Source organism: Culturomica massiliensis (assembly GCF_900091655.1).
Taxonomy (GTDB): domain Bacteria; phylum Bacteroidota; class Bacteroidia; order Bacteroidales; family Marinifilaceae; genus Culturomica; species Culturomica massiliensis.
The window spans coordinates 1,837,564-1,851,971 of sequence record NZ_LT594621.1 but is presented as its reverse complement, the minus strand read 5'-3'; the positions used below and the strand labels follow the sequence as shown (position 1 = coordinate 1,851,971).

At 51.4% G+C, this 14,408-nt stretch carries 15 protein-coding genes and 1 pseudogene; 2 read left to right on the top strand and 14 right to left on the bottom strand.

From position 1 onward, the window contains the following. Genes BN8908_RS09285 through BN8908_RS09230 form a run of 12 tightly spaced genes read right to left on the bottom strand, consistent with a single transcriptional unit; the run spans nt 1 to nt 11,616 of the window. Nucleotides 1-2,385, bottom strand: coding sequence for a MutS N-terminal domain-containing protein (locus BN8908_RS09285; RefSeq protein ID WP_068690219.1), 2,385 nt, complete (start codon nt 2,383-2,385; stop codon nt 1-3). A gap of 25 nt (nt 2,386-2,410) precedes the next feature. Further along, complete coding sequence (locus BN8908_RS09280) at nt 2,411-4,219, bottom strand: hypothetical protein (protein WP_068690218.1); 1,809 nt, start codon at nt 4,217-4,219, stop codon at nt 2,411-2,413. A 7-nt stretch (nt 4,220-4,226) separates the two neighbouring features. Continuing rightward, nucleotides 4,227-4,511: a hypothetical protein gene (locus tag BN8908_RS09275; RefSeq protein WP_025068803.1), complete on the bottom strand. Its 285-nt coding sequence runs from the start codon at nt 4,509-4,511 to the stop codon at nt 4,227-4,229. A 23-nt stretch (nt 4,512-4,534) separates the two neighbouring features. Beyond that, nucleotides 4,535-5,365, bottom strand: coding sequence for a M23 family metallopeptidase (locus BN8908_RS09270; protein ID WP_068690216.1), 831 nt, complete (start codon nt 5,363-5,365; stop codon nt 4,535-4,537). 24 nt (nt 5,366-5,389) lie between these two features. Continuing rightward, nucleotides 5,390-6,055 (bottom strand): hypothetical protein, encoded by a 666-nt coding sequence (locus BN8908_RS09265; protein WP_008781610.1) that lies wholly within the window; start codon nt 6,053-6,055, stop codon nt 5,390-5,392. Nucleotides 6,056-6,067: 12 nt separating this feature from the next. Then, a complete protein-coding gene (locus BN8908_RS09260; protein ID WP_068690214.1) occupies nt 6,068-6,751 on the bottom strand; it encodes a hypothetical protein in 684 nt (227 codons plus the stop codon). A gap of 11 nt (nt 6,752-6,762) precedes the next feature. Beyond that, nucleotides 6,763-7,458: a hypothetical protein gene (locus BN8908_RS09255; RefSeq protein WP_005807186.1), complete on the bottom strand. Its 696-nt coding sequence runs from the start codon at nt 7,456-7,458 to the stop codon at nt 6,763-6,765. Beyond that, nucleotides 7,439-7,927 (bottom strand): PH domain-containing protein, encoded by a 489-nt coding sequence (locus BN8908_RS09250; protein ID WP_005816004.1) that lies wholly within the window; start codon nt 7,925-7,927, stop codon nt 7,439-7,441. The genes BN8908_RS09255 and BN8908_RS09250 overlap by 20 nt, the downstream gene beginning before the upstream one ends. 12 nt (nt 7,928-7,939) lie before the next feature. Further along, the gene (locus BN8908_RS09245; RefSeq protein WP_005807184.1) at nt 7,940-9,091 is read right to left on the bottom strand and encodes a toprim domain-containing protein; all 1,152 of its coding nucleotides are present in this window, start codon (nt 9,089-9,091) and stop codon (nt 7,940-7,942) included. A gap of 4 nt (nt 9,092-9,095) precedes the next feature. After that, nucleotides 9,096-10,595: a hypothetical protein gene (locus BN8908_RS09240; protein ID WP_068690212.1), complete on the bottom strand. Its 1,500-nt coding sequence runs from the start codon at nt 10,593-10,595 to the stop codon at nt 9,096-9,098. A gap of 25 nt (nt 10,596-10,620) precedes the next feature. Next, nucleotides 10,621-10,845, bottom strand: coding sequence for a hypothetical protein (locus BN8908_RS09235; protein ID WP_005807182.1), 225 nt, complete (start codon nt 10,843-10,845; stop codon nt 10,621-10,623). A gap of 12 nt (nt 10,846-10,857) precedes the next feature. Continuing rightward, nucleotides 10,858-11,616 carry a DUF4099 domain-containing protein gene (locus tag BN8908_RS09230; RefSeq protein ID WP_008781608.1) on the bottom strand — a complete coding sequence of 253 codons (759 nt, stop codon included), beginning with the start codon at nt 11,614-11,616 and terminating at the stop codon, nt 10,858-10,860. Between the two features lie 218 nt (nt 11,617-11,834). Between BN8908_RS09230 and BN8908_RS09225 the strand changes: the two genes are divergently transcribed. Continuing rightward, nucleotides 11,835-12,503 (top strand): M23 family metallopeptidase, encoded by a 669-nt coding sequence (locus tag BN8908_RS09225; RefSeq protein ID WP_068690210.1) that lies wholly within the window; start codon nt 11,835-11,837, stop codon nt 12,501-12,503. Here the strand turns inward: BN8908_RS09225 and BN8908_RS09220 are convergent. Next, nucleotides 12,498-12,749 (bottom strand): annotated as a pseudogene (locus tag BN8908_RS09220) (phosphoribosyltransferase); the annotation flags it as partial. The gene BN8908_RS09225 and the pseudogene BN8908_RS09220 sit on opposite strands and share 6 nt — an antisense overlap. Before the next feature lie 268 nt (nt 12,750-13,017). Here BN8908_RS09220 and BN8908_RS09215 point away from each other — a divergent pair. Further along, nucleotides 13,018-13,242 (top strand): DUF7688 family protein, encoded by a 225-nt coding sequence (locus BN8908_RS09215; RefSeq protein WP_005807178.1) that lies wholly within the window; start codon nt 13,018-13,020, stop codon nt 13,240-13,242. A 308-nt stretch (nt 13,243-13,550) separates the two neighbouring features. On the opposite strand, the gene BN8908_RS09210 is transcribed toward BN8908_RS09215, so the two are convergent. Then, nucleotides 13,551-14,402, bottom strand: coding sequence for a hypothetical protein (locus BN8908_RS09210; protein ID WP_007215973.1), 852 nt, complete (start codon nt 14,400-14,402; stop codon nt 13,551-13,553). Between the last annotated feature and the right edge of the window lie 6 nt (nt 14,403-14,408).

Here is a 14,408-nt window from a genome sequence, read left to right as displayed (position 1 = left end):
TTACCTCCTCATGCTTGAACGATGTTCATTTTCCTCCGGCTCAATCCTGCGTTCGGACTGTTTCTCCTGTGCCGTATCAAAGAGAGTCCGTGTCTGGCCGTTTCCGGCTGTCCTTTCTGTTATGCCCGTTGTTCTGTTCCGGGCATCCGCGAGTCCTTCTGCATCCCGTATCACCACTCTTGCACCGCTTCTCGCAAGTTTCTGAAGGAAAGTATCGAGCTGGCTGACTGGGAATGTCACGGAAGCCGTAAAGCCTTTTTTCATGTCAGCCTCGTGCTTCTCCATTTTCAAGGCAAGCGTTTCCGTTATCTTGACGGCATCCTCGTTATAAGCCGTATAGTTGTCACCGGTTCTTACAAACTGGATAGCGTCCGGGTGTTTGGCCTTTATCTTGTCCCAAGCCTCTCTCTGCGGACTGACGGATTCAACGGTACGCTCTTCTCCATTCTGTCGGCTGACAGCTTCTCCCTGCCGTATCTCGGTTTCCTTCTCCTGCTTTTCCCCGGCGTGTTCCTCCTGCGACTGTCCCTTTTGCAGTATATCGGCAAACAGCGAGGCAGCCAGGTGCCGTTTGTAGCTGTCACGGTCTTCCGCCACCCACATGCGCTGCCATTGTTGCGGTGATACACTGCGCGGCTGCAGTTTCTGCCCGTCAATCGTTACGGCACACAGTACACCGTCCTGCTTGGTTTTGAACACGGACACACGCTGTATCCGGTTCAGGTCCACGTCCTGTGTTCCGCTGTTGAACAGATCGACTTTCAGGTCGGGCTTGATTTCAGCAAGCGCGTAATATTTATGAGCCAGTTCCATGCGGACCTTGTCTATATTATCCATGGACTGCTTGAGTGTGGAAAAGAAGCGGTTTATGTCTTCCTTGTCGGGGTATATGCTATAACCTCTCTGATGCTCCGGCTTTATATAGAGAGCCCATCTGTTCTTGTCGTCCTGAATCATCTGGATCTTGTCAAATCCTACTTCGTTGGCCCGTTTTACTGCAGGGCTCACGTTCAGGGTCGAAAGCACTTCCAGGGCCCAGTTGTTCAACCGTGCCAGAGAGACCTGCTTCTCGGCAAAATACTTGTCATCAGGTCTGTAGCCCAAGGCTCCGTCCGGATTGAAGAAACGCACAGTCTCGATGCCTTCCCGACGTAAAGCACGTCCGATACGGGCTTTGTTCATGCCGGGAATCTCGTTGTCCACCTCCGGTGATGCCCCGGCAGGAAGGATCACATCAGCCGACTTTGATACGGGATCTATGACAAGGACAATGGTTTTCTTGTCCTTGTCCGGACGTTTCCGTAACTCATCGGCCACGAAATAATGCTTGGGCAGCTGGTCCTGCATGTCAGATGTCTGTTTCCTGTTCCGCAAGGTGGCATATTCGATTTTCTCTCCACGTTCCGCTTTACGGATAACTTCGAGAGCATTGTTCACGTCACTCTCGAGGGCATCTATCATATTCGGGTTCTCTTTGAGTTCCCGGTCCCAATATTCCACCAAACTGAGACTTTCGTCGGACAAGCGGGCAGGCAGTCCCAGCTCCAGCATCTTGATTCCCGATGCTATTTCCACGACCAGCCGTTCCTGTTTGACGGCATCGTCGGAAGGCGGCATACCGTTTTTCATCACCATTCCCTCGCGGGCAAGCCGCTGCTGATGCCCGGTGGCACTCACTATCTGGCGCAGGGTTTCCTGCACATAATCGTTGTAATGGTCAAAGTTCTTTTGGCGGGGCATATAGACGGCATCTTTGTCCGTTTCATAATGGGGCATTCCGCTGCCATCGTAACGGACCGGCACAAGGTTGTCACGCATTTTCAGCAAGAAATCATTGAAACGGATATGCATACGCCGTGTGTCTGCCTCCGAATATCCTCGTTCCATGGCATTCCCATCCTGTTGCAGAACGGCCCTGTAAGCCTCTTCGTCCACATGGGGAAATGTCGTCTGGTCTATATTGAACAGAGTGCGTATCTCTCTGTTATGTACTCCCTTATATTGTTTCTTCTGCTCATCGTCCAATGTAAGGTAGGTTCCCCGGTTGATGAACTCTTCAGGATTGTTCCTGTGGACATATTTGTTCCAGTTATAGTACAGGAACGGCACACCCTGTTCATGCTCACGTACCGACGTGCCGCGGGCCTTGGCATCACTGAACAAGGTGAACAGGTTCGTATTGCATCCGTTCCGGTCGGAATGCAATGCCATGAACAGTGCATTGAACGGGCTGGCCGACACGCCGTGCGGGTACAGCCTCGGATACCTCTTTCCAGAAGCGTTGAGCCAGTAACCATTGGCCTTCGAAGCCTCTCCCAAAGCAGTGGAAAGCAGACTGATTTGCCTTTCCTCTGCATTTTTCTCTATTTTGGATTTTTCTTTCATACAGTATATGTTTTGGGGTTATATGCTACTGGATACCTCGTGTACGCACGATAGTCTCCTGTTGTCCGTTGTCGTAATTGTCCGAAGCCCTTTGACGGAGCTGTTCGCTTCTGGCGAGTACGGCGTTTGCCAGCGTGTTGAGCGGTAAGGCTCCGGCCCGGTAAGCGTCAGTCACGGTCTGCGATAATTGAATAGTACAGGGTACACGGTCAAATGTCGCGACAAGCATGTTGCCTTGAAGTACGGGATTCGTGATGCGGGGATTGAGCGGTTCGTCAGGATAATGGCGGTATTGGGCTGCACCTCTATTGGCCGTGTTCATTTCGCCTTCTGACCGTTCACGCAGCACTTCATGCCCGGCCTTGTTCAGCAGGTTCGCCCCGCCGAGACCGATAAGGAGCATCTTCAGCAGCGGATTCCGCACAAACATACCGGCCACTATGCTGGCTATCGGCAGCAGGTTGTCCTTGATGTTCAGGGACTGTGTCTTGCCTGTAAATACTCCCAGCAGAATATCCGGCAGCATCGCCATCACATAACCGAGATTGCCGGCAATGTCTCCCATGCCCCTCAGTCCAAGGGTGCCGAGCAGATCTTCCCATCCGCCCGTGTTGCCGTTGGATGCCGGCGTGTCAGACAAGTCATTCTTGGAAGATGTACCTGTTTCCTGCATAACCTCTTGTTCTGTTTCCTGCTGTAATGTTTCCTGCCGTGTTTCCTGCTGTACCTGTTTGGACTCGTCCGATTTCACTTTTTTCTTTTCCTCCAGACTTTTCAGGTAGGCTTCTTCCTGCCCCGATGCAACAATCAGCGGCACATCCTTGTAGCGTTCCGCACGTTCCTGTTTCAGCTTGTCCTGCAAGCCTTTCAGGAACGGGAACGGCTGCTGCTTCTTCATCCAGTCCGTAAAGTTGAAATTGCAGACCGGTATCTGTTTCTTCAGCTGCTCATTGGCGGTTGCTGTGAAACTATCCTTGTCTGCGGTCATGGTGGCTGCTTCACGCCGGAAATCTTCAAACACATTGTGTTCGCTGCCGAATACACCCTGGCTGATACATTGTTCGACTGAAATCGACTTGGGGTCTTCCGGCTCCAAATGCGCCATGGTGGCGGAGACGGCAGCATCCACACCGATGAATCTGGCGAATGCCGCCCATGAGCCGGCACCGCCCAGCATGACGGTATCCGCCGAGGCACCCAACAGCCATCCCGCACCCTGCTCGACCTTGCTCGGCCGGTAAGCGGCCTCGCCACGCTTCTCGATCTCCTCGGCAAGCGGGGAACGGCTCAACATCTGCGGCAGGCCGAACAGGCTTGATTCCGCGGCCTTGCGGATGATATAATCAGCCGAAGACTTGGGCATACGGTCTTTCACCAGTTTGTCTATCATCTGCTGTTCCAGACGATAGTCCATGTAGGCATAGGCGAGATCGCCGCCAAGCTGTTCCGACAGTTCGTCGTACCGTTCGCGGCCGATTTCCTTCACGACTGCATCACGCCATTGCCCGGCCATATACGCAAGGTCGTGCTGTATGTCTTCCGATGCGGCGATTTTCTCCTTACACATCTCTACATAATCTTCCGTTGTCTTGGAGTTCCATTCGCCGGTAACTTTGAGCAGCTGGTACGGGTCGTTCAAAGGTTGGGCTGAAGAAGCCATCATGCTGAGAACCCCGCCAAGGGAGGTGGAATATTCCTTCATTTCCTCACCTTGTTTCCGGGCAAGATAATCTCTTGTCTCATCCATGACGGAAGCAAGGTGGTAACGGAAATAGTCATCCGAAAGACGTTCCAGTTCCGCGAATCGTCTGCTTTGTTTTATAGTTCCGTCCATAAGTATCCTATATCATATTTATCTGTTTCAACAGTTGTTCTTTTGTCTGTTCAATCGCATTGTGGTACACTTCCATCTGTTTGGGGAAGAACTCCTCCAGCCATGCGTCTTTCTCGATGTTGTCATGGATGAAGCGTATCGCCTGTTCACGCTCTATCTCCACGGAGGCTTCACCTTCCTCCCGGTTGTTGAACCATGCCTTTGTCCACCAGCGGACACCGGCCCGGTCCGGATATACCGACACGATACGCGGTATGTCGAAGCTCTGGATGTCGATGTCGAGTTCAGCCAGCGGATCAATGATGCCGCTGTAGCTTACGGCTTCGTCATGGAGTTTTTTTTTATGTCTCCGCTCATGGTGGAGAGGTACACGTTGTGACGCAGGGCCAGGTAATGCAGGAAATCAGCGATGAGCAGGTTCTGTACCTTGCTGACCAGCGGAATGGATTTATGCCCCAGTCCGAGAGGATTGGCCATGCTCGGCATGTTCTCGTAGAAATATTCTCTCATCGCCCCCATGGTGAAGATGTGGCGCAGGGACTGCTCCGTGTGCTCGGGCAACACGTAGGCTCCGCGTTGCAGATCCTCCATGTAGTACGGCAGGAAACGCAGCATCAGTTCCTCGATTTCCCGTTTGTCCTTGTCGTAATCGGTCTTCACGCTCATTTCCAGATCCGGGAATGCCGCCGTTTCATGTCCTCCCGCCTGACGAAGCGCACGGATGTTGCCGTAAAGCATGGTCAGGAACTCCAGCGGGTTCAGTTCCTCTCCCTTGAACCGGGCTTCGACGTGCAGCCTGTCACCGCTCAAGGCCACAGTCTGACCGGCTTTCACGCGTTGACCGAACTGCGCAAAGACATTTGACAGGTGTCCGTATGTCACCTCATATTCCCCGTACCGGATAGTCTGGCATATCCCGTGTACCGGATCATTGCCGACCCCTGACACGATTCCGCTCGCGACGGCAGACAGCCTGTAATATCGGGCGTTGAAGTCAATGCCATGGTGGAAAAACGGCTTGCCCGTTCCCGGGTCGGTCTGTTCGCCGTAACCGAGAGTCATTTCCACCTCCTTGCCCTGGGGCTCCTCGAAAGGCATACAGTAGCCGCTCTCGGAGTGAAGTATCATTTCTTCTGTATATTTCATTTCGTTCTGTATTGGTTCATAATGTTATCTTCTCATTCCTCCGTTATAGGTCTGTTCCTCGCTCTGGCCGGGGGAAGCCTGTGTCCTTGCCACGCTCTCCGTGTTCGTGTCACGGAAGACGCCGGCATTGTTGCCGATGAGCATCATGCCGAGGAAAGCCCCGGCGATCTTGCCCAACCACCCGAAACGTCCGAAAATGAGAAAAGCGGCGGCTATAAGGCCCGCGATGCTCAATCCAGATACGTTGCCATGGCCGAGGTTACGGACAAAATTGCCGAGCATGTTCATGCCTCCGCCACTCGAAGCCTGCCGCAGGAAATTGGATACCCCGTCAAGTTTGGAATCTATTCCCGCCACAGCTCCGCTTAACGTGCCGACGGCTTCTCCGGCCTTGTCCGTCAGTCCCCGTACATCCTCGGCGGTATCAGCCAAGGCATCCGTGGCCGGTTCTCCGATGACCGCATCGCTCACGATGCGCACCACGCTCTTGTCTGTCGTCAGCTTTTCCCAGCCGACATAACCGATCGCACCTCCGACGGCGGCAGTCTTGACGGCTTGTCCGGCGCCCCGTAACGTCTGCGACGGATGAAGTGCCGCTTCACCCACGTTTTTCCCGGTTGCCAAAACAGCCTTGCCGGTACCTTTGGCCGCCTTGCCGCCATACTTCAATATTGTACTCCATACTCCCATATCTCGTTCTTTTTAAGGTCTTACATTTTTTCCGATCTGCTTCCATCTTCGTTTGGCGGCTTCCACAATGTCGCGTTTGTCCGCAACAGGGCGTGCGCCTTCGTCGATTTCATACCAGATGTCACTCATAGTCGTATATTTCACGGCCTTGGTCAGCCGTTGCAGCTTGGTGTTCATCAGCTTGAGCTTCGGCCTGATCCCGAAGACTATCTCCATGCGTTCCCTTTCCGTCATCTTGTTTTCCGCAAGACAGGCCATTCGTATGTCATTTACTATTTCCACACTGCCAAGCATCAGCTCCCGGTAAATCCTGTTGCGCTCCGTGGAAAGGGCTACTGCCAATACGTTGGTCGTGCTCCGGCTAACCTGCCTGGTAAAATCTTCCATATTGTCCGTCAGCCTTGAGATTTCGTGATAAAAGCCATAAATCTGTGCGGCGTAGCAGACGATGGACCGGAAAGAATCCAGATACTTGTTGAACTCCCTTTGCAGGTCGGCCGTAGCCTGTACTTCCTCTTTCGTCCATATATGTCCGGTAGTCTGCAGCATCATCACCTTCTCCTGGTTTTTCAGCTCTTTCTGCGCCTTGTCCGTGTAGAGCAGTATCATTCCGGCCAGAACCGGATCGTTCTGTGCCTGTATCTTGCCGATACAGATGCCCGTCAGCAGCATAACTATCAAAATCGTCCGTTTCATCGCGTCATTCTTTATCGTGTCAGGGAGGCTGCCCGGCGCCAGCGTGACATGGCCATGCGGGCAACTTCACCGTTGTTGCGGTCAAGCATACCTGCCGTCACATTTCTCCATACATCATTGAAAGTATAGTACCGGATGCTCAGGTAGAGCAGATGCAGCTTCCGGCTGAAAGCCGACAGCCTGTCATTCAGCGCCCATAGCGTAGTGCTGCGCTCCGCACCGGTCAGCATATTCTCTTCACCGCCTTTGGCAACGGCATCGTTCAGCAGTGTATATACGGAGACCAGTTCCGTGGCCGTCTCGATATAAAGGTTGTTCATGCCCATACTGGCAACGATACCCTGCGGGTTGTCCTTTATCGCTTTGCCCAGTTTACCCAGAGTCAGGAAGATCCGGACCCCGTCGTTATAGAGATGCGTACAGGCTTTCAGTGACGAAGCGTATCCGTTCACCGTCTTCAGGTAGCCGTTGTACTGTTTCTGCCATTCATGGATGCGGTTGAATTCGGCGGCGATGCTGTTCTGCAGGAGTGCCGTCTGCGTCTGTCCCTTGATCTGTTTTTCAATCTGGCCGTTTATCAGCTCGTTGCCCTCCGCCAGAGCAATCCACTCCAGCGGATTGGAAGCCGCTATCTGGGCTTTGGACACCTGCGGCAGAAGCAGGACGGCAACGAGGGCCAGACTCCAGTTAATGATTCGTGATCTCATATATTCCCTTTTTTCTTTTGTTGTATTCCACCCGTTCGCGGACAAGTGTTACTATGTCATCCCTGCGCCGGATACCGGTCAGATCAAGCCTGGGGGTATTCCGGTCCATCGAGAAAATGCTCACCGTCTTCAGCCCGCAAAGCTGCTGCAGCAGGCTTTGATTTTCCGTGAAGTCCACGATACGGTATAATTCCATATAATCTGTCTTACGCCAGATGATGCCATGCTCGCACACGAGCTGTTCGGACCCGATGCGATAGCGTATGCGTCGTAGATAGATGAACCTGTACACCAGGAACAGGGAAAGCAGAAGGGCGACCCACATGGACAGAGTCGTGAACGGCAAGCCGTCAATTCCGCCAAAGACCCATCCTGCACAGCATAACACAAGAATGGGCAGCTCGTTGATGACGAACTGTCCGGTGTGGGGCACAAACACATGAGTGCGGAATAAACGGTCTGTCTGCATGATGTTTTCGTTTTATCTGTGATAACTGGTCTGCCGTTCTTCCTCGTCCTGTCCTGAATGCCGTACTTCAATCGGATTGACCAGCCCCTCGGTCTCTTTGAGGTACTCGGGATTGGTCTTGCCAAGCAACGCATCGTTCCAGTCCTTGTAGCAAGGCAGAATGGGAAATTCTCTGATATTTTCCGGGGAAATGTTCATCTGTCCGGCTATTGCCTTGAACTTTTCCACGAACAGCCGTCCGGCGGCATCATTGTCGAAACAGAGGTAATGGTGTGCCTCCGGTGTGGCGGCAAGCATACCCTTGATCTGACCCTCTGTAGGGGTACCGCCGGTAGATACATACACGCTCTTCCTGGATAGGTCCGGGTTGCTCTTGATCTGTTCCCGGTTGAGCTGATAGAAGGCCATCGCGTCATAGGCACTTTCAAACCATGCCACTCCGCCGACGGAATCCAGGTCACCCTTAAGGTTGGCTATCCACAGCCCCTCGCTTGAATTGCTGCCCTCAGCCTTGCCCTTGTAACTGCCGCTGCCGTCCGGACGCGGGCGGCCTCGTTCCTCAAGGCCGACAACCGTCCCCGGGTCTTTGGGCAAAGACATCGGAAAGGCAAGGTTCGTGTATCGGGTCCCGTCTTCACGGACTTTTGTCGCCAGGTAGAAATCTCGGTGGAAGGCATACTGTGTGTAGAGGTCGATTCCACGGTGTTTGAAGAAAGGATAGAACTTCTTCTGCGTATCCCTGTCCTGAGGGTTGAACCTGTGAATCTCGTAATCCGTTATGTCGAACGGTTTCACGTCACGTTTCGGCTGGATAATCCGTGTACTGCGTTCCTCGATGGGATGGTTCAGCAACCGGTTGCACACGAGATTGACAAGCCGGTCCGGAGATACTCCTGCCCGGTATTCCGCGAAAAACTGCGGGTATTCCTTGATGAAGGATATGATGTTATAGACTTTCTGTTCCTGTGCCTTGAAACAGCACTTGCCGTTCGGCATCACGATGAACTTGTCGCCACGGATACGACGGCCTTCGCTGTCCATCCGCACATACGACGGATAACGCAGACCGTCACGCTTGTTCAGATGATAGCCCGCGTCAATGAGTATGTCCTGAATGTTCAGTCTCTGTAGAAAATCATCGTATGTAAGGTCTCCGTTCCTCATAAGTTTACCTCCCCATTCTCATATCACCGATTTCCCGGTTCATCTGTGCCTCGAAATTCCGGATGGCAACATCCCTCGGAGTGTCAACACCGGGTTTGAAATAAGGACGCGGCCCATGGTAATGTTCCTCATAACACTCCGGCCCGTGATGGCATCTGAGATTATGCACGACCTCGGAAACCACCACGGCACCTGCTGAAAGGGCCGCAAGAATCTTTATGCCCAGTCCTTTGCTTGTTTCCGGACGGGGGCGCAGGTCTGCCTCGCTGAAGATCTTCGCGAAAAGTTTCGTCCGATGGTAGTCGTCCGTGGCGAGAAACTTGTCGTATTCCTTCTGGGTAATCTCGTGGCTGTAGGTCTGCCCGTCGATGACGGCGGTCATCCTGTACTTTCCCTCTTCCGGTCCGGGTTCCACGGCAATCCGGCTTATCTCGGTTCCATGCCCGCCGATCTCATCCGACAGCTGCAGGCTGTTGCCATAGTCTTTCGTCTGCCCGTTCGCCTGTGCGTATTCCTGGTAATGTCTTGCGGCCAGTTCCTCGTGCACTTCAGGATGGAGGCCGATGGCGATATGCTTGTCACTGTTCAGATCATCCAAGGTCACTTTATCCGCGAAATCTCCGGCAATGACCCCGTTCAGGAGCTCCAGACGTTGCTCAATGGAATGCTCTTCAAGAGAATTCGATGTAAGCGTTTTGATTTCCTCTTCCGTCAGGTCATAGACCATGTCCGCATTGACATTCTCGGACTGCACGGTGAGGGTTCTGTTCTCCGCATCGACAATAAGCCCGTGCGAAGCAAGGCACTCCGACCATTTTTCGTTCGAGAAATAGACAGGCGAAGCGACAAGCTCCCTGTACGGGCGGGCAGGTTCCTGGCTGCGGGGACGGCTGACCATCGGTGTAATGGCAGCCTGCAAGTCCTGCAGGACATCACGGGGCTGTACGGGTTGTTCCGGCTGTCCTCCCTTGTAATAAAAGCCGTAGCCTCCGGACTGCAGCTCGCCGGGCTTCATGCGTCCGTCAGGACGTTCGGGGACAATGGGCGCTCCGGGGAAAAAGAGCTGTCCGCCGACCCTGCGCAGATGAAAACCGCCCTGCTGGCGCGGTGTCCATCCGAGTATGGGAGGAAACAGCCCCCAACGGCCTGTACGCCCGTATTCACCCATTCCGATACGGTAGCCGTGCAGACCCATCGCCACACGTCCGTTAGCATTGCGGGCATGGACAAAGTTCTTGGGCAGATAGAAATCCTTTGCAAGGATGCTCGTGAGCACATTGTAGGCTTTCTTGTTGGCGGTGTTCGTTCCCCAGTCCGTAAGCGCCAACAGTTGTTTCTCGGTAATCGGATAGGTCAGCAGCGGCGAATCGTGTCCCTGTACGATCAGCTTGTAGCCGCCACCGTCAAATGCGATATGGGCTTGAAGCCCGTTGCGCATCAGTATGTCGCGCATTTCAGGCTGCAAGTCCATCGCTCTGGGGTTTGTATTGGTTCGTATTGCCATAGTCTGATGTTATGATTGTTATCCGCTATGCGTTTCCTTCCTCCATCGCCGCTTCCAGCTGTTCGTCCTTGTAGCGGACAAATTCGGCGGCAGAATCATTCCCGATAACGAGGTTGCGTTCCTCACAGTAACGGGCATATTCCTCCTGCCACTCCGCGGAAAAATGGTTCACATAGTCGAGCCAGCCGTATTCGCCGCTCTGCATTTTCTCTATCAATACCTCTTCGGGATAATACTGGTGCTGTGCCATATCAATCGGTTTTTATTTGTGAATAGCTGCCGAGCGGTTGCGTTCCCCGGCTTTTTTCTGTTCGTTCCACAACTCTTCGGTATATTCCTCTTCCGGAACATAGTCGAGGTTTCCGTCATCATCCATGACCCAGCAACCGTAACAGCCGAACGTGTATTTGTCCCATTCACGCTTGGACTGTTCCCTCCATCGCTGCTCGTCGCCGGTACAGAAACGGATACCGGTCTTGGAATGAAGGTCAATACCTACCGTGACGGGCTCATCGTCCACGACCAGCGTCAGCGGATCTCCGTGCTGCATTCCGTTCACCTCTGTTGCACCGAGATGCAGCTCCTCGGCCAGCACCTGCAGATTGCGCCCGATGATGGGCGTGGGAACATACATGACCTGCTTCGTCCCCGTGTCAATCTGGACGAAAGCCTTGTTGTGCCTGCCGTCAGCGGTTTCCACATCCGCGATGATGGCCTTGCCCTCAAGCAACTGTTTCTGCTGCGTTTCGTCAAAGCGTTCCAGCGGCGAAGATTTTAATGCCGGATAGAAGACCACGTCCGTCTGGCCACCCTCCATGCGGATAAGAGCGAATCGGGTACGGCTTTCCACCGTTTCTCCGTGCTCGTCGGTGACACGCACGGGAAGAACGGGCGAATGGCGTCCGTTGTAAATATCATCAAGGACGTGCATCGGCAGATCCTCGATCATCTCCTGCGTGAGCCCGAATCGGGCAAGCGTCGAAAAGGGAATCTCTTCAAATTCAAAATGCGCCTTTTTCATACTATATCAAGTTTGTAAAATTATGTTCGGCAAATATAGTATGACCTTGTAAATTCAAACAAAAACACAGATATATAAATGATTATAATATACCATTTTTATAACATTAGTACGATTTTATTTGAATAATCGTACTAATTACGATAAAATATGCAAACTAATAGCAGAATGTATGGCCGTTCATGTCCAACATAGACAGACCATGCTAATTTTGCAGCATGAGAAAAATTTTATGGATGATTATATCAGGCATTTCGCTCAGTCTGATACCGGCAATGGCACAATTCAATACAGTTTCCTCCGCTTCCGATTACTATCGGGAGGAAAGTGTGCAGGCGGCCACCAAGGACAAGGAAACAGCTTCAGACAATACGGGTTCCGGGAAAGGTGTATCGGAAAACACCGATAAATCCGGGGCTCGCGGCGATGTGCAAAGGCAGATGGTGGTTGAGCGTTACCTGAGTGTCAGTTATCCGTTACCGAGAATCAAGGTGACTTCTCCATACGGTTACAGGAAAGACCCCTTTACCGGCAAGCGTAAATTTCATGGGGGAATCGATTTGCAGGCACGTGGCGACAAGGTGCTGGCGATGATGGCGGGAACTGTCGTAAAGGTCGGGCAGGACAAGACTTCCGGCAAGTATGTTACGCTGCAGCACGGGAACTGCATGATCAGCTATTGCCACCTTTCAAAGATTCTCGTAGCCAGGGGAACAGCCGTCCGGCCGCGTGATGCGGTCGGTATTACCGGCTCTACAGGGCGCAGCACGGGAGAACACCTGCATATCACCTGCCGCCTCAATGGCAAGAGTGTCGATCCCGCAATCCTTTTTGAGCATGTCAGGAGAGTACAGCAGGAATGTGTTTCGGCACTGGCCGAACTATGACTTTTTTCTCCCTTTGATTGCATGGCTGATACTGTCGCCCCATACCGACATCCGGACGACGGACATCTGCGGCATGGAAAACGTCTTTCCATAGAAAATGGCGGCAACCACCTTGCCGCCGTGCCTTTCTATTTCCTCCTTGTAGTCGGACACACTCTGTCCGGTCGTCAGCACATCGTCAATGATAATGATTTCTTTTCCCTTTATATCACCGGTAATCTCGTAATTCCGCTCTATAACCTTCTTGCCGTCCTCTTTTACAAGTCTCTTCCTTTTTCCTATGGGGCTTCCTTTCTCTTTTCGTCGGCGAATATAGGACGAAGCGTATCAATGCCAAACCGCATTCCATTCGGATGACGAAAACAGACTGCTGCACAATCGGTTTTCTATCCGGATTTGGCTTATGATACCAGCTGCTTCATCCTCCTTATGCCTCAAAAAGTTGAAAATACAGCCCTCAGTTCAAAAAGAGGGAAATAAAAAACAGATTTTCAAACAATTAAAACGGAAAGAAATGAAAGAAGAAATCAGACAGGACGGCAGGACAATACTGTCAAGTGAAGACGGATTCAGCATCCGCATGTTTTTCAACAACCTGAGCGGAAAGAACTTTTCCGGAAAGGAGTACCGGGACTATGTCAGAAACATAGCCTTTGGCGAAATGGGATTCAGACCGGGAACAATCGAACTCTATTGCGACGGGAAGAAAGTCAGAACAGGCACGCTTCCCGAACTTTGAAACACAGTCAGGACGGATATGCAGACAGCATATCCGTCTGTTTTTTTAAGCCCCGTATCACTTTTATATTCCTCCGTTGCCGGATTTTCCCTTTTATATGTGAGGAGATTCCTCACTCTGCAATAAAGGATGTAAATCAAGTTTTTTGAGAGATTGCAGTTTTTACGCCAATAATGAAAGATTGTTTTTCTGTAATTTCCAGAAGAATAATCCTATAGGTAGCGATTAAAAACAAAGCAAACGAAAAGAGAAAACTTGAGTATTCTTTTCGTTTGCTTTGTAAGATATGTTGGTTCAACCACTTACTTTTACTCTAATATGTGTTCCGGAATGGATACTGTACTTAATACTCCTCTAATTCGATAGTCTGTATCTGGGACAGTCATTATCATTGTCATATCTATGGGGGCAGGTGATTTTGTCTGAATATTACCCTTAAGTTCCTCCCAATCTACGTCTAAATAGGCTTGAATGACTTGTAGCACGTATGAAGAACTTGCATCTTCTCCATACATTTCTATCTCAAAATCGTAGAACTCCGCTGTGGTTGTTCCAGTATCAGCGGGATTGTGCATGTATAAGCGTAAGTAGGGAATAGCGTAGTTGGCGGGCTCAGAGCCAGTACCGGTGTCGGTGTCTTGGGTGATGAAGAACTCGTAACTGTTGTCTTTTAGTATAGGCTTGTTATATATGTTATCTTGGTCAAACAGATAGTAGTCCTGCGCTTGATTGTTCACTAAAAAGAGAGTGGTGCCTGCCGGCAATATCGGGTGGTTGCTGTCATTGATCACGTATGCAAGATAGCAATCCGTCACCTTCACTTCAACGGTTTCCACATCCTTGGTGACATTGTCGGTAATAGTCAATGTCGTGCTTCCTTTTTGCAGTCCATACAGGTGGATGACACCTCTTAAGCCATCCGCATACAATCCTCCTGCATACTTGGCATTCAATATTTTTTCATCTTCTATGCTCAAACTGATGTAGCCGCTGCCGTTTGTTACATGAATGTTAGTTGAACCTCGTCCCAATCTTACTTCGTAATAGGTCTTATCAAGACTGAATGAAGAAATAGGTTCATTTCCGTTATTATCATCACTGCAAGCTGTAACAAACAGACACATGATGAAAAGAATCGGGTTGATAAGTTTATTCATCATGGCTAT